Here is a 16,448-nt window from a genome sequence, read left to right on the forward strand (position 1 = left end):
GTGTTGATTTTTAACTATGTCCAAGACAAAAAAGTGTAGCGGATGATGTTAAAACGGCAATGCGTGATACCCTTTTGATTCACCCTACGGCTGCGTAAATCCTATTACGTCATCCATAACACAACAATTAGCCAAAGCAGTCAGACAGATATTTATAAGGGGAATGCTGAAAACCCTGTGGCTTTAGCCCAGGGGGGTCTTACACGTAGAAAAATAAGCCAGCCCCGGAACAATTCAAAATCGCGTAGCGTTGCGAGTGAAGCGAAGCAATCTCAAAGTTCAAAAAAGAGTAATTGTGAATCACTTCTTAATTTTGAATTTATAATGCGTGAATTTTGAATTCCCCGCAGGGGGTTGGGCTGGCTTATTTTTCCGGGGTCGAGGTCTCACAAGAAGGAAGCAGAACCTTTCTCGGTTGATCGAAAAAGCGTCGCGAGTTCGAGTGTTGTTAATAAGGTTCCGCTTCCTTCCAGACAAAGTGCGTGGACTTCGGCGTCGGATGAAAGCTGATTGCAGCTTTTAAGCTGCCGTAATACAATAGGGACATCAGTACAAGATTTAAAAACCTACCCGTGGACTGCGGGAAAGTAGACGCCCGAAACAACCTTGAGGAGATGAGCCAGTGCGTTGCCGAGCCAGTGCTGCGGGAGGGTAACCCTGGCGCAGGCATCTGGCGTTGGGGTCCCCCCGGTTGAAGCACCTGGCGTATCACTACGCACTTTGTGTGCAAACGTGGTGAGCCTGGGAACCTGATGACTCAGGATATTAGGACTGCGAAGTCTTAAGAATCTCCTAGCCTTTAGGCAGAAGAGTGTCAACAAGACAGGTTGGCGACGACAGCCGTCAGCAGCGCCTTGGATTATCTTTAACCAAAGGTGCTTTTTATTGTCAAAAAGTACTTAAGAGTTAAAAAAAAGGCAAAAGGGAAGATAATTTAGTGGGGGCTTGAGTCTCCACTGATTGAAGAACATTAAATTAAAGCCCACCGGGAGACTCCGAACTCCCCAGAGGGGATGCATAAGCCTTCTGTTTTAGCAATTTCTGTCGGACTGGCGTCCTTGTTTATAAATTCCACATGAAATTTAGATAAAATGTAATGCCATTTTGGCAGCAGTTCTCATGACTTCATCTGCGTCGTTTGACACATTAGAGTCTCTTCAAGCGGATATCGCTCAATTATTTGAACACTTACCGACTTCAAAGCATCGACAGTATGTTATCCAAGCACTAGCGACTATAGTGCGTCTGGCTCAAAAAAGTGAAGAAATTGAGCGCCTCGATTGGAAGATATTGTCTTCTGCTTTAACAGATATGGAGCGTGGTTTCCAGCTGTTTTACGCTTATCGACATGTTCGTAAAGTCACTATCTTTGGTTCGGCTCGTTTATCGCCAGAAACACCAGAATATCGCATGGCATATGAATTTGCTCGCGATGTCTGTCGATTGGGATTTATGGTTATGACAGGTGGCGGTGGCGGAATTATGCAAGCGGGTAATGAAGGTGCTGGACGAGAAAACTCTTTTGGCTTAAACATTCAGCTCCCCTTTGAACAACAAGCAAACCCAATCATTGAGGGAGATCCGAAGCTGATTCATTTCAAGTATTTTTTCACCCGGAAGCTGTTTCTCCTCAAAGAAAGTGATGCTGTAGCTTTATTTCCAGGTGGTTTTGGTACGCAAGACGAAGCTTTTGAGTGCATGACTCTCAGCCAGACAGGTAAATTTGGTCCAGTACCTTTGGTTTTAATTGATCACCCTGGAGGCAATTATTGGCGGTCTTGGAGCGAATATATTGACAAGCAACTGGTGCAAAAAGGTTTAGTGAGTCCTGATGATCCCAGCCTTTACACGGTGACAGATAACTTGGATGTGGCTTGTAAAGCGATTACCAGTTTTTACCAAGTTTATCACTCTAGCCGCTACGTAGGCGATCGCCTGGTTATTCGTCTGAAATCAGAGTTATCAGATACACAGCTAGAACAACTCAATGCTGATTTCAGCGACATTCTTGTCACAGGACAAATTGAAAAAAGTCAGGTCTTACCACAAGAAGCTCAGGATGAAACTTTTGAGCTACCCCGCCTAGTTTTGTACTTTAATCAAAGAGATTTAGGACGCTTGTACCAGCTCATCGCAGTCATTAACCGCATAGGAACTCCTTCAGCAGAAGAAAAAGCACACCCAGAAAGGAAGTGAAACCTTCTAAGCTCTATGCCTATGACTCACGCCATAGGCATAGAGCTTAGGGTGCTCATATTGGTTAGTGTATACACTAATGCTTGTATACACTTGACCACTTACGTCTAAACACTGTACAAAGAAATAAGTTCCCTAAAAAATATACTTTGCGTGTAAATATGACAACATCAGTTAGCCCAAAAGTTACGTCATGTACTTTACATAAATTATTATACATAGCTTGACGAAATACCTTGAGTCGAGCTAAAGATTCCATGACGTACACAAAATTGATCAGAGCTTCTGTTACATTCCGTTAATGGGCATATGTGTTTAACACTGTTTAGGAGTCTATGGATGGCTTTTTTGATTTAGCTGTAGTGCAACTATAATATCGCTGACAAGAAGCTAAAATCAGCATATTCAACAGATATTGATTGTCTGGGTTTTTTTACTAGAAAAACCTAAAAAAACTGTCATTTATTGGAAGATTATTGGGCAAGAATTCTTGATTTTCTATTTTTATATAGAAAATTTTCGCATGAAAAAACAATATCTATATAGTAATTTATCATATTTACTCCATAATTTTATGGACATATTTCTTGGGTGTTCATGTCAAGAAAATTAACTTTATGCTAAAAACTCATCTTTTTAAGAGTTGATTCTCATACATCTAGGACCATAAAATTCAAATGTACTTATGTCAGAAATTTAAACTTCTTCCATCTCAACTTGTTACTGTAACAGTCGTGCTGACATTATTATTGTTTTTGCCTCAAACTTGGATTACTTGGGAAGCATACTATAACTTCAATAGTATTATCAAAAATGAATTAAAATTACAAAGTATAAGTGACCGAATTACCTATTTTGATGAAGTTTTAACCATGTCAGCAAGCATGAATGCTGCTACAGGTAATCCTATTTGGGAACAACGGTATCGTCAATTTGAACCCAAACTAAATGCTGCAATTGAGGAATCCGTTAAGCTGGCTCCAAAAGCATATCAAAATAAGGATGCTAAAAAAGTTGATGCTGCTAATCAGCGCTTGGTGGAAATAGAGTATCAGTCTTTTGATTTAGTAAGGAATGGTAAAAAGGAAGCAGCACAAAGACTATTGTCAAGTCACGAATATACAACTCAAAAACACTTCTATGCCGATGGTGTAGCGAAAAGAAACCATACTATTGTGTTTCACTTGCATCAAAAAGTTACTGAATATCGAAAAAAACTGTTTTGGTCAATTTTGGCATCAGTTTTAAGTTTAGCAATGCTCATCCCAGCATGGCTTTTAGTATTGCGCTTGTTACAAGAATACTTAAAAGCTCGAAAAGTTGCCCAAGCAGCCTTGGAAAAAACAAATCAGGAATTAGAAATTCGAGTTGCGACAAGGACAAAGGAATTAAAACAGAAAAATATCCAACTGCAACAAATGCTACAAAAATTGCAACAAACTCAAGTACAACTCATTCAAACTGAAAAAATGTCTAGTTTGGGTCAGATGATGGCTGGTATTGCCCATGAAATTAATAATCCTATCAGCTTTGTTGCTGGCAATCTTGTTTATGCCGAGGAGTACACCAAAAACTTATTAAGAGTGGTAGAACTCTATCAGCAACATTATCTTAATCTTTCACCATCAGCTAAAACAGAAATCGATGCTATGGAGCTGGATTACTTAAAACAAGATTTTCTTCAACTCGTCAAATCTATGAAGATGGGAACGGAAAGAATTCAGGATATTGTTAAATCTCTTCGCACGTTTTCTCGCTTAGATGAGGCTGCTATCAAGAAAGTTGATATTCATGAAGGTATTGATAGTACATTAATGATTCTACACCACCGCTTGAAGGCAACTGATAAACGTCCAAAAATTTCTGTCATTAAAGAGTATGGCTTGTTACCGCTGATTGAGTGTAACCCTAGTCTACTAAATCAAGTCTTTATGAATCTGATTGCCAATGCGATTGAAGCTTTGGATGAGTACAACTCGCAACGTAGATTTGAGAATATCAAAGCTAACCCTAGTTATATTCGCATTTGCACTCAGGTCATTTCAAAAAACTGGATTGCAATCCGAATCATTGACAATGGTCCTGGTATTCCAGAAGAAATTCGTTCCAAGCTATTTGACCCTTTCTTTACGACTAAACCTGTGGGTAAAGGTACAGGGCTTGGGCTGTCTATCAGTTACCAGATTGTAGTAGACAAGCATGGTGGAAGGCTATATTGTCACTCGGTACCTGGACAAGGTACAGAATTTTTTATTGAGATTCCAATTACTCCCTTCCCAATGTAAGATTACCTATCAAACGAAGTGTGTTTTCTGGTGCGTTCTGGAGCGCCTCTGCGGTTTTAAAATCGGTAATCTTTTGGCGAGAAGGGAGTAGTTGTTCATAAAGAAAAGAGGGAACAAAGCCCTCAATTCCTCACTTTTTGATCAGCTGATCGCTGCATCAACTATCGCCTAGCACCCAATTAACTAGAGTACGAACACCGAAGCCAGTTGCGCCGGAACCGTTGTAACCATTTTCCTTGTCTGACCAAACTGGACCTGCAATATCTAGGTGCGCCCAAGGAGTTTCTTTAACGAACTGCTTAAGGAATAATGCAGCAGTAATTGAACCACCAGGACGTGGTCCTGTATTCTTCATATCCGCAATACCAGATTTTAGCCCTTCAAAGTATTTTTCTTCCATTGGAAGTCGCCAAATCTTTTCCCCAGAGGTTTGAGCAGCTTTTTCTAGCTGTCCAGCTAAAGCATCATCAGGAGAGAATAAACCAGCAATATCATCTCCCAAAGCAATGACACAAGCACCTGTGAGGGTGGCTAAATCAACAACTGCATCGACTCCTAGTTTCTCAGCAAATACCAAAGCATCTGCTAAGGTTAAACGTCCTTCCGCATCGGTATTATTTACTTCAATCGTTTTGCCATTGGATGCAGTCAAAATGTCACCTGGGTGCATAGCACGACCGCTGATCATATTCTCAGTCACAGCCGAGATAAAGTGAACTTCAACATCTGGTTTGAGTTGACTAATAGCTTTTGCTGCACCTAAAGTAGCCGCAGCACCACCCATGTCAATTTTCATGGTTTCGATACCGCTACCAGCTCCTTTGATGTTGAGTCCACCAGAGTCAAAGGTTAAACCTTTACCAATAATTGCTAACTTACGTTTAGGTGTCCCTTCTGGTTTGTAAGTTAAGTGAATAAACTTAGGTGGTAACTCAGAAGCTTTTGCGACTCCTAAAAAAGCTCCCATGCCTAACTTTTCACAGTCTTCCTGTTCTAAGATTTCTATTTGTAAACCGTGTTCGGAGGCAATTTGGGTGGCGGTGTCTGCCATAGTAATTGGTGTCACAGAATTCGCAGGAGCTGCGACCAACTGCCGTGCTAAGAATACACCAGAGGCAATTTGATTGGCACGGCTAATTGCTGCTTCTTGTCCACCTAGTCCTAGTAAATCGACTCGTTCAACTTGTGGTCCTTTATCCTCTGGTTCAGATTTAAAGCGATTATCTTGATATAGCGCTAACTGAACTCCTTCAGCAAGTGCTTGTGCGGTTTGTGTTGCGTCGTTGTTCCAAATAGGTAGGCTAATCCCCAGAGTTTTGCACTTCTGCTTTTTCGCCAACCGAGCAATGCTAGCTGCACCTCGCCGCAAAGTTTCTAGTTTTAGAGCTTCGGTTTTCCCTAAACCTACCAGTATGATTTTACGAACTGGGCTATTACTACCCACTCGCGTCACAACACTGCTGTTTTGCTTTCCTTTAAATTCCTCTTCGGTAATCAGCTCTTTTATACTACCAGCCAACTTTTCATCTAAAGTTGCCAGTTCACCAGTTAACTCTACAGCATCTTCAAATAATCCAATTGCTAAAGCATCCCCCGTCCACTCTAGAAGGGGGGTATCAGTCGTAAGAATTTCCATACCTTGTCTTCTGTGTAAAACTTCTTGTACCAGTATTGCGCAAAATATGTTTTTTCTGCTTTTGAAAGCGTTGAAAACAATACTACAGCGGACGGGGGAATAGAGCTAATGTTCAATTCCTTGACTACTGACGGTTAAGTTTTTCCTTACATCTGCCAAAAAAATAAATTTGGCTCGAAGTACAATTTGTTGCGGTGCGTTGTGGCGATTTACGAACCTTTCTAGCTCTTTTACTAATCTTAATTGGCTGGGATGTTACGTACTCTAACAAATGTCAACTTTCCTAACTTTTCACTGTTCGTTCTGAAACTACGAAACACAGGTAATCATTCATAACTGGCAAACTATAAAATCAGAAAGAGCACCGACGACTGGCCGTGTTTCGTCTCGGTGCTCTTGCTGGTTCGCTCCTCACACAATGGATAATATACACTAGGAAATATGACGAGTCAATGTTTGTTAAGAAACTTTATTTTTTCCCGAGACTTTGATGGTTTATACTTCACACAGAGCAAAAGTACCTAATTTTTCTTCTAATACAGACTTCAATACAGACTGTGTAGCCAAAGCCAATCCGATTCTGGCTTGAGCGAGTTCTGGTGAATCAGTTTTTATCTCGCCGAAAATCCGGCATTTACACCAAAAAGTTTCAAACACTCGACTTAAATCCAACGCAGCTTTTTCCCAGTTGAATGATTGAACAAAATCTGGCTCCTCTAGTTTGTCTACGACTCGTACTAACTCGTTAATGAGGAGATAGCAAGCCGAGTGATTGAAGCGCAGTTTTTGATCACTGTTGAGCCAAGGAATAGGATTGGGAGTCACAATATTTGACAAAATGCTTGGCTTAGTGCTCTGACACTCATCAAAATTTGATTCCCTATGTTTAATCAATCCCTCGTGAACAGCTAGCCGTAAGAGCGAACAGCAGCGTGCATGAGCATATTGAGCAGTGAATAAGGAACCAGAGGAAGAAACTCTTGTGATCAAGAACTCCTCTACTGCCCGACTCAAGAACTCAACACCTCCTCCCACAGCAATCTTCTGCAACCAAGCAGCCAGAAGCGGGTGAGTCACTTCCAAATGAATCCAGCCAGGAGAAACGATTTGAATGTCGAAATCTTTGTCATCGTTTGCTGAAATATGAGAAACTATGCCATTGGCAATCTCCATAACGGGATATTTTTCCAGCTTTGCTAGCTGCAAAGCTAAACCGGAAATATAAACAATTTTTCTTTCATTTCTACCCTGAGATAGAGGAATGTTTTTATATTTTATGCTTTTTTTTCCTCTAGAGCTAGTATAAGTACTTAATGCTCTCTCTAGTCTGCTGTATACTAACTGTTTAACTGCTGTATCCTCGCTTACTAGTAACTTTAGCTACACATAACTCTTCAGTTAATTCACGATAAGCTAGATGTCTTGACTTAATGTCATCTGTCTTAGGAAAGAACTTAATTTTAAAAAAAGAAAAATTAGAAAAATGCAAAATTTAATGAATTTAGAGTAAATTTTACTACCATCATTGTACAGTAAGAAGTATAACAAAAGAGTAGAAGCTATGCTTTCTACCTTTTGGATGGCTGGCACTGTTCGGTTTTATGCCTTTTGTGCCAACATTGAAGACACTCCTTGCACCTTTGTTTATGACGTCTTTGTCTTCAGCCAAACGCTCTTTGTTACCTATGCAATCTCCATCCTCCTTTTCTGAGGCATCACGTCCTTTCTTGACTTGGCAACGAATTCTTGATTGGGCTCAGGAACACTATCGCTGCCGCACCTTTAGCAAAGATGAGCGCATTCCAGCCCGGCCTGGATTGCTGTATTTGGTGCAAAGGGGTGCAATCCGCATGGTAGGAACCGCCCAAGTTAGTGCAACTGCAAGTCAGCTAACATCTCGACGCATCAATAGAACTCCCGAAGAAGCTTTCTTAGGGTTTGTTGGTGCAGGGCAACCATTTGAAATTGTTGCTCAGTCACCATTTACGCTCCAGGCTTATGCTCATGTTGACCAAACTGCTGTACTGTGGATGTACTGGCACGATTTGGATAACTGGCCTCACTTCCGCCGCGAAGTGATGGATGCCTTTAGATATCAGCACCAGCGCAAGCTGCTTTGGCTGAGTGCCCTAGGGCAACGACGCACGATTGACCGACTTTTAGGATTCCTCACATTGTTAATTGAGGAATATGGAGAACCGGCAATGAGCGACACCGATCCAGACGTGATTCGCGGTTATTGCCTGCCTTTCCCCCTCACCCATGCCCAAATTGGCAGCGCGATCGGCTCGACTCGCGTCACCGTCACCCGCTTAATGGGTAAATTGCGTCAACGTGGCTTAATCCTTACTCAAGGCGACAATCTCATTTGCTTGCCAGCAGAGTCAATTAACAGAGCCAGCTAAAGCAACACCGAATGCAGTGGAGAGCGAATTTTCACAAACCCGACTTGGATTATGAATTCGATATCCCTGCTCAGCTAGCAGTTAAGTTGGCAAAAGGGACACCCACTGACTGCTTGAATTGACAATCTGTTTGACCACCACAAACAGATTGCACACGGTTTATCTACTTTCCGATACGGAAAGCCTCAATGTTCAATACGTTCGGTTGACCAAAACATTCAAAAGGGAGGACGAATGATTTTTGGTTAGCAAGCAATAATTGCCTTTGTATCTGTCCCAAAGGCAAAACTCATCTAGGGCATTGAGGAACAATCTCTAGGGCAGAAGCGTAGTACATGCTACTAAGACGACCAGCCACTTTTTTGCAGGGCTTGGGTGGTTGTGGGCATAAACTCCACGTTAAGCAAGGCAAACTTGACCACCCAAAACGTCTTGCACAAATGGTTTTAACAATCAGAAATTCATCAAGGCTTGAAAACTTTGAAACAGCTTTGAGTTAACTCATGTGTATCAAGGTTGACAAAAACTCTATAATGAAACTGTTCACTTAATTCTGACAAATCCAGCCTTTTCAATCAGCTCTTGAGCCTGAGGTGTAAGCAGCCAATTTGCATAAGCTTCCCCCGCTTGCTGATCTATTTGATTATTTTCTTTTAAGATGACGAATAAATTGCGTGTAATTGGGTAGTCACCACTACGAAACGCCTGAGCATTCAACTGGTTACGCTTGGTGGGACATTCAGATGGAGGTACAAAAGGTTCTTGGTAGGGAGTAACCAATTGCCCCGACTTGCTTAACATTGGCAGGGACTTAATCACGCACTGAGGCACAACTTCTGGTGCAGAAGCATAGTAAATTCCGCCAGGACTCGAAGCCACTTTTCTGAGAGCCTCAGTAGTTGTGCTAACATAATTTACATTTTTACCAAAATTCTCTTTATTAAGAACATTTTCGACAAAGAACTCCACTGTACCTCCTGCTTCTTTGCTGCGAGTGTATGGTACAATAAGCAAATTTGGACCACTCACCTCTTGCCAGTTGGTTATCTTGCCAGTGTAAATATCTTTGATTTGAGAGACAGTTAAACCAGAAATGTTAAGATTTTGGTTGACGGCGATCGCAATACCATCAATAGCTACTGGAATTTCTTTAAGACTAAATCCTTTTTGTTGAGCTTTTTGGTTTTCTTCACCCTTGATTGAGCGAGAAGACTGAGAAAAAGCGAGTTGATTATCTATCAACATCTGAATACCAGTTCCAGACCCTGGCTTTTCAACTATAGGTTGAACGTAGCGTAAAATAAACTGAGGGCAGCTGCTTTGAAGCACAGAGTCTACATCCTTACGAATGGGTGCCCATGTTGTGCTACCACCGTAGTTGAATGTCCCTGCTGGTAGATTTGACACGCTACAACTGGTCGCCGTAGAGTTTGCAGTAGCAGAGGAATTAACTGAGTTATTATTCACCGAGGGGTTAACAACAGGAGTGGAACTAGTTGAGTTTTTATTTATTTGAGTTATTTGAGCCCACCGTTCCATAAGAAACCACAAGCCGCCAAAGGTTAAGCCAAGGGTTGCGATAATGGCTAAGAAAAGGCTAAGCGTTTCGTTTTTCTGAGACATAAACGGGTATTAGCACAGAAAGTAGTTTACAGCAGCAGAGATAATAATTTGTAAATAAGACGAAACAGAGCCGTGAATGCGATAGCAACTAATCCAGAGACGATAGATAACAGTATTATTTGCTGAATACTAAGACCACTGTGCAAAAATGGTAAAAAATATATAATTGCAAAAGTAATACCTGGAATAATTAATAAATCCCATTTTTCAATCCAGCGCCTAGTTTGGGCAAAAATCAGTATTCCTAAAATCAGGGCGCAAGCAGTGAAAGTTATTATTGGTGATTGCAGCAAACCAAAAAGAGTCACTGCAATCAATCCGCCTTCAAACCCACTAAACGCTGCCCCACCCAGTATCTCTAGTATAGAAAATGGTTGTATGGGGCGAGAGCCAACCGGTGACTGCTTTGGAGGTTGTGGTTGAGATTGGATTGGCTGTGGTTGTGGCTGTGACTGCTGTGGTGAAGAGGGTTGACGGGGATTAATGTGTGTAGGGGCTAGAGACTGTGCAGGTTTATCAAGGGCATCCAGAACCTCCTGCGCTGACTGATAGCGTTGATTAGCAGCGCTTAAGAGCATTTTGTCCAGAACATCAGCAAAGTGTTGGCTGACAGTGACTTTACTTTGCCACTTCCACTGGTTGCTATAGGCATCAAATAGCTGAGTTATTTCTACTTCGCCTGTTAGTAACATCAGGACTGTTACAGCCAAAGCATACAAGTCTGTAGATGGAAAGACCTGACCTCCAGACATTTGCTCAGGGGGAGCAAATCCCATAGAATATATACCAGTAGAAGCAGTAGATCCTCCAATCGGAGAATTGGTAACCTGTTTGACCGCACCAAAATCTAGCAAATAAAGTTTGCCATTACGATGGCGCATAATGTTAGAAGGTTTGATGTCTCTGTGAATAATGCCTTTTTCATGGACAAACTTGAGTACCTTGAGAATTTCTCGCAGGATTTCCAAAGCTTCTTGTTCTGAGTACTTGCCCTTTTGGGTTAGCTCTTCCTCTAAATTTTGTCCGTCAATATATTCTTGTACTAAATAAAAAAACTGCTCTTGCTGTTCTGCTTGCAAGCTAGGAACTATCACTGGAAAGTAAGCAAACAAGTCGGGGATTTGCTCATGTTGGTGTCCTATCTCTTCTAAAACAACTGCTTCTCGCTCAAATAAATCTTGTGCTAGTTGCAACTGAGTCGGACTTAAATTATTTGCTGGTTGAAATTGCTTCACCACGCATTCGCGCATTCCTGGAGTATAGCGATCGCGTGCTAAAAAAGCTGCTCCAAACCCGCCCCGTCCCAGTAATCTTTTTGGTAGATAGCGTCCCACCAAAATCAGTGGCATTCCACAGGTTGTACAGTATTTTTGCTGCGCGGTTCTTAGAGTTGCATGATCATCTAAATCTGGAAAATGGTTTTGTGGGCGAGGGCAGCGTGGACGAGTGCAGTAAATTTCCATGATTTGTCAAAAATCCATAGTCCATAATCTATAGTCAATGGTCAATAGTCAATAGTCCTTGACTAATGACTATGGACTAATGACTAATGACTACATCTTAATCATCGTCAGAATTATGTGCTCCTAGATCCATTGCACTGACCATTATGGGTTTGTGTGACGTTTTTAACACTTCCAGATTCCATCCAGGTGTAGCAAACTGCGGTAGAATTTCCTGACTAAACGCTTCTGCTGCCTTAGATCTGTAACGATTGGGATTAAAAACCAGCCTCAACATCCGCTTAACAATTACACCTTCGATGGGAGCACGGTGTAGCACTCCCATTTGTAACTCTTTAGCAATTGCTGAGGTTGAGACAAAAGCAGCCCCCAAACCTGATTGCACAGCATTTTTAATGGCTTCTATGGAGTTCAGTTCCATTTCGATTTTAAAACGGCGTGTGTCAATGTCACAGCGTGATAATACTTGGTCAATCACTTTGCGGATAGTAGATTGAGAATCGAGAGCTATGAACTGTAATTTATATAGGTCTTCTCTTTGAATCGTTTCAAGTCTGGTGAAGGGATGGACTACGGGTATGATGAGCGCCAATTCATCCTCAGCGTATGGAACAATTTCCAAAGATTCCACGAGTTCACCGGGAATTTCGCCACCGATGATTGCTAAATCTACCTGCCCATTCGCTACACTCCAAGCAGTTCTGCGGGTGGAGTGGACATGCAATTGCACTGCCACATCTGGATATTTTTGTCGGAACATCCCAATCATTCGGGGTAAAAGATAAGTGCCAGTCGTTTGAGAGGCACCAATAATTAAAGTACCGCCTTGGAGATTTTGTAAATCCTCTATAGCGCGGCAGGTTTCCTGACACAGGCTAAGGATTTTCTCACCATAGCTCAGAAGTAAATGTCCAGCTTCGGTTAGTTGTGCGCGACGTCCTCCACGGTCAAATAATGGAACATCTAGCTGCCGTTCTAGATTTTGCACTTGCAAACTAACGGCAGGCTGGGAGACATAGAGGCTATCAGCAGCACGCTTGAAGCTTCCTTCTGCGGCGATCGCTTTGAGAATACGTAACTGATCTAAAGTGAAAGGAAGGTCAGACATAAGGCTTAACCCACAAACTTTGAGCATGAGCAGCACAGCAACAAACCAGCTTAAAAAGCCTTCACAGCAGGGTCTGATTTATTGCATCTTAAACTTGGAGACTTTACTCGAAAAGACGCATATCTTCTTCACCAAGAAAGAACTCAGAATTTAGGAGTTATAAATCAGCTTGAGGATTTCTGTACAAATGGCTTGCAAGTCAACAGTAGGCAGCAATCATAAAAAACTGATAACTGATAACTGGTAACTGATTGATCAGTAGGGATATTTGGAGTTCCGTATTTTGCATTCTGAGTGCTCCTCATAAAAGTTATCTTTTTTACTTTCCAGCTCTAATAAGTATATTTTGAGAGGAATTTTGTCTCAACTCTATTGTCAGTTTCAAAACCTTGAAGGCTTTTCAGTTTTCGTTTCAAAATCCGATACACCCCTCTACGCTCTCTTTTGGAACCAGAGACGATCGTCTTGTGGCCCCAGAATAGAGAAACTTTCTGGGGACGAACTGTGACAAGAATTTCTTCATGACAATCGTCTTGCCGGAATAACAACGTTCTCATTGCGACATTTTGCCCTCCAATCAAATCTGCACATAACTCAAACCCACGGCTTCTGTTACAGTGAATCGTTAATCCTTGCTTGAGACAATTGTGTTTGTTTGTATGTCCGTAACAAGAATAAGACTGACTGCAATAGTCAGGATCCACTTTCATTGCTGAAGAATTATTCATGACAACTTTATAGTGGATGAAGCCATCTAATTCAGCATACGACCATTTGGACTGAGAGACATTTGCTTTTCGACGTTGATGGTCATAAAAAACAGGGTACAGATGATAGTACTGTCTGCTGTTTCCTATCCTCTGCTCCTCAAAAATGTATAATAAAATACTTTCTAACAAAGCAAAAACACTCAAAAATAAAGTCAATTTTTCCAGATCAATGAAGTTCTTGCCAATGACAACTTGTTTCGTAATATGGTTATTAATATCAGTAGTAAATTGTTTACCTGTTCGAGAGAGTGCCACTAATCTACATTCAACACAACGAGTTCCTTGGTGCTTTAGTATGGTTTGGGCTTGGCTATGACGACTGGCTTGTTGTTGTACCTCATTTTCGGATTTACCCAGAGCTAGATTTTTTTGTAACCTAATATTTGAGGGAGGTTTATCAGTCCCAAAAAGTATCCACGTGGTATTGTTAAAACAAATTTGCTCAGTCAAAGGCTGTTCTTGCAATAAATTTTCTTTATCTGAAGTCGCAACTAACTTCAGGTGGGCAATAAATCTCTGGCAAAAATTGTTACTTCGTCTTGGCAGAATGCAGAACACGAAACGCAGAACACAGAAGAATTCTTTTTTTTGTTCATTCTGAGTCGCAGCAGTTCTGAGTAATGAGTTCTCTGCTTGCAAGAAATCTTTTTTTGCAAGAAGATATCTAATCAGAGTTGGCTTAGCTTCAGACGGTAGCTTGTTCATCCGGTGATTTTATCTTTCTGGTGCGGATGTTGGTTATCAACTTGTGTTCATCCAACGCACATGCTCTATGGGAGCAGGTATCCTGCCATAAATTTTTTACATAGTTTGTGGTATTCGTTGTACTAATATTAGGCTTTCTTTAAATTACTTCATTTGTGTGTATTATGCAGCAGACTTGGTTGACCCTTAGTCATTTTGTCATGCTAGGGCTACTCTTTGGTTTTGCAATTGTTCATAGTGGAGGTGCAGCCCTGCGCCCTTGGGCAGAAAAGCTTATTGGATGTAGGCTTTATCGCATTCTTTTTGCATTGAGCAGCCTACCGTTGGCTGTCATACTGATTATTTACTTTTTTAACCACCGCTACGATGGGTTGCAACTCTGGAATGTTCAAGATTTGCCGGGAGTACAGCAATTTGTTTGGGCGTTGTCAGCGATTTCGTTCTTGTTTTTGTATCCTGCTACTTTCAATCTACTAGAAATTGCTGCTGTCCAAAAGCCTCAAGTCCATCTTTATGAAACAGGAATTATTCGGATCACTCGCCATCCACAGATGGTGGGACAGATTATCTGGTGTATTGCTCACACCCTTTGGCTAGGTACGAGTTTTACTCTTGTCACTTCAATTGGGTTGGTGTTACACCATTTATTTGGAGTATGGCATGGTGAACGCCGTTTGATTCATCGCTATGGAGAAGCCTTTGTTCAAGTCAAACAGCGCACTTCTATCATACCTTTTGGGGCTGTTCTTGATGGTCGTCAATCCATCTTGTGGCAGGAGTTTTTTCGTCCAGCTTATCTGGGGGTTGTCATTTTTGTGTTCTTGCTTTGGTGGTCACACCCTTTCTTGTTGCAAGCAACAGGTAAAATTAATATATGATTTTAACATCATCGTATTTATCAACAGATGTTGATAAGATGAAATATCCTTTTTATCTTATCAACTGCTACCAAATCAATGTACGATGAACTGAAGTAGCTGTCAGTGGGGGTGTACTTAGTCGTTTTGAAATTGTAAATTTGGGAAATTGCTAGTCAACTACCAAAAGACTAAAAAACTTGATAATTCGCCATTTTCTTTTCTATAATCGGCTTTAGTTGATTAAAATTGGTGAAAAACAAGATAGCCAACTGCGACCAAATACTTGAGAAAATCCTCAATACTTGTGCAAGAGCATCTAGCTCCTCCAGCGGAGCCTACGCCAAAAAGAAAGTCTCTCCCTTTGTTTCACAAAGGAAAACGACTTCATGTATTGTCGTAGGTATCTGGAGGTAAGCCTGGTACACAGGCAAGGTTAACAGCAGATTGGCGAAAAACACAGCTTCAATCGCGACTATTAAAAGTAAAAAATTTGAGAAAGTTACCATCTTGAATACATTACTGAATTTTTTGGTCAGCGTTGCAGTAGACAATGTTTACAGAATTTTGACAACGTATGCCCCCCTGCTGACAGTTAGTTTTGATATCAAAACTATATAAATCCAGAGGCGTCATGGTGTTGTCGGTTAGTGAGCGGACATTTTCTCAAGAAGTTTTAGAATCTCCAATTCCTGTTTTAGTAAATTTTGGAGCACCTTGGTGTGGATTGTGTCGAATTATTCACCCCTTGTTGTTACAATTTAAAACTCAATGCGGCGACCAAATTAAATTAGTGGGAGTAAACGCCGATGACAATTTTAAACTGGCTACAAAATATAAGCTGAAATCACTGCCGACTTTAGTGTTGATTGAAAATGGCATAGTCCGCCAGCGTTTGGAAGGTTTTCGTGGACGAGAAGATTTACTCTTAGCTTTAGAAGAGATTAAAGTCTGTTACACCCACCGCCCTAAAACTTACCATAGGCAAAAAACAGCAGATTTAGGTTGTCGTTCTGCTTGAAGAGTCATTAGTCATCAGTCATGAACTCAGAATTTTTTCATTTAATTGGTAAAGTTTATCACCAAAAACTAGGGATTTTGAGTCTGAATTGGTCTAATCCTGACGCATTGTCCCCTAAAAATTTGGGTCGAGGGTCGCGCCACGTACCACCAGACAGCCAGCCTTTCTGGTTAATCTGTGTCGAGGTCTTACACGAAAAAAATTGGGACGGGGGTCTTACACGTTTGCGCAGCGCCCCGTTGGCGCAGCCGCCCTGAAAGGGCTAGGGGACAATGCGTCGGCAGCCTTATTACTACGGGTACTCGTCTTGGAAAACAGTGAAATCAGACAAAGGAGCCAGTGCGCCCTTGCGGGTTTCCCGACAGTCCCGCACCTGGCG

The 16,448-nt window shown here is 41.4% G+C and carries 11 protein-coding genes; 5 read left to right on the forward strand and 6 right to left on the reverse strand.

What is annotated here, in order from left to right; translation table 11 throughout:
* Positions 1 to 1,119 precede the first annotated feature (1,119 nt).
* The gene (locus DP117_RS17645; protein ID WP_169219591.1) at positions 1,120 to 2,196 is read left to right on the forward strand and encodes an LOG family protein; all 1,077 of its coding nucleotides are present in this window, start codon (positions 1,120 to 1,122) and stop codon (positions 2,194 to 2,196) included.
* A 677-nt stretch (positions 2,197 to 2,873) separates the two neighbouring features.
* Entirely contained in the window at positions 2,874 to 4,481 is a 1,608-nt protein-coding gene (locus DP117_RS17650; RefSeq protein ID WP_169219592.1) for an ATP-binding protein, read from the forward strand.
* Between the two features lie 157 nt (positions 4,482 to 4,638).
* Here the strand turns inward: DP117_RS17650 and DP117_RS17655 are convergent, their stop codons facing one another.
* Both DP117_RS17655 and DP117_RS17660 read right to left on the reverse strand, forming a co-directional pair.
* Positions 4,639 to 6,117, reverse strand: coding sequence for a leucyl aminopeptidase (locus DP117_RS17655; protein ID WP_169219593.1), 1,479 nt, complete (start codon positions 6,115 to 6,117; stop codon positions 4,639 to 4,641).
* 495 nt (positions 6,118 to 6,612) lie between these two features.
* Positions 6,613 to 7,290, reverse strand: a complete 678-nt coding sequence (locus tag DP117_RS17660; RefSeq protein WP_348983003.1) for a glutamate acetyltransferase — start codon at positions 7,288 to 7,290, stop codon at positions 6,613 to 6,615.
* Between the two features lie 473 nt (positions 7,291 to 7,763).
* On the opposite strand from DP117_RS17660, the gene DP117_RS17665 reads away from it, so the two are divergent.
* The gene (locus DP117_RS17665; protein ID WP_169219594.1) at positions 7,764 to 8,522 is read left to right on the forward strand and encodes a Crp/Fnr family transcriptional regulator; all 759 of its coding nucleotides are present in this window, start codon (positions 7,764 to 7,766) and stop codon (positions 8,520 to 8,522) included.
* 543 nt (positions 8,523 to 9,065) lie between these two features.
* Here DP117_RS17665 and DP117_RS17670 read toward each other — a convergent pair.
* From DP117_RS17670 to DP117_RS17685, 4 genes are all read right to left on the reverse strand, one after another.
* Positions 9,066 to 10,145, reverse strand: coding sequence for a PstS family phosphate ABC transporter substrate-binding protein (locus tag DP117_RS17670; protein WP_169219595.1), 1,080 nt, complete (start codon positions 10,143 to 10,145; stop codon positions 9,066 to 9,068).
* A 26-nt stretch (positions 10,146 to 10,171) separates the two neighbouring features.
* Complete coding sequence (locus DP117_RS17675) at positions 10,172 to 11,608, reverse strand: serine/threonine-protein kinase (protein ID WP_169219596.1); 1,437 nt, start codon at positions 11,606 to 11,608, stop codon at positions 10,172 to 10,174.
* Between the two features lie 97 nt (positions 11,609 to 11,705).
* Complete coding sequence (locus DP117_RS17680; protein ID WP_169219597.1) at positions 11,706 to 12,716, reverse strand: LysR family transcriptional regulator; 1,011 nt, start codon at positions 12,714 to 12,716, stop codon at positions 11,706 to 11,708.
* A 332-nt stretch (positions 12,717 to 13,048) separates the two neighbouring features.
* A complete protein-coding gene (locus DP117_RS17685; protein ID WP_169219598.1) occupies positions 13,049 to 14,191 on the reverse strand; it encodes a hypothetical protein in 1,143 nt (380 codons plus the stop codon).
* 161 nt (positions 14,192 to 14,352) lie between these two features.
* Between DP117_RS17685 and DP117_RS17690 the strand changes: the two genes are divergently transcribed.
* The gene (locus DP117_RS17690; protein WP_169219601.1) at positions 14,353 to 15,069 is read left to right on the forward strand and encodes an NnrU family protein; all 717 of its coding nucleotides are present in this window, start codon (positions 14,353 to 14,355) and stop codon (positions 15,067 to 15,069) included.
* A gap of 613 nt (positions 15,070 to 15,682) precedes the next feature.
* On the forward strand, positions 15,683 to 16,069 hold the full coding sequence (locus DP117_RS17695) for a thioredoxin domain-containing protein (protein WP_169219599.1): 387 nt from the start codon (positions 15,683 to 15,685) through the stop codon (positions 16,067 to 16,069).
* Positions 16,070 to 16,448: the final 379 nt, after the last annotated feature.

Source organism: Brasilonema sp. UFV-L1, from assembly GCF_012912105.1.
Taxonomy (GTDB): domain Bacteria; phylum Cyanobacteriota; class Cyanobacteriia; order Cyanobacteriales; family Nostocaceae; genus Brasilonema.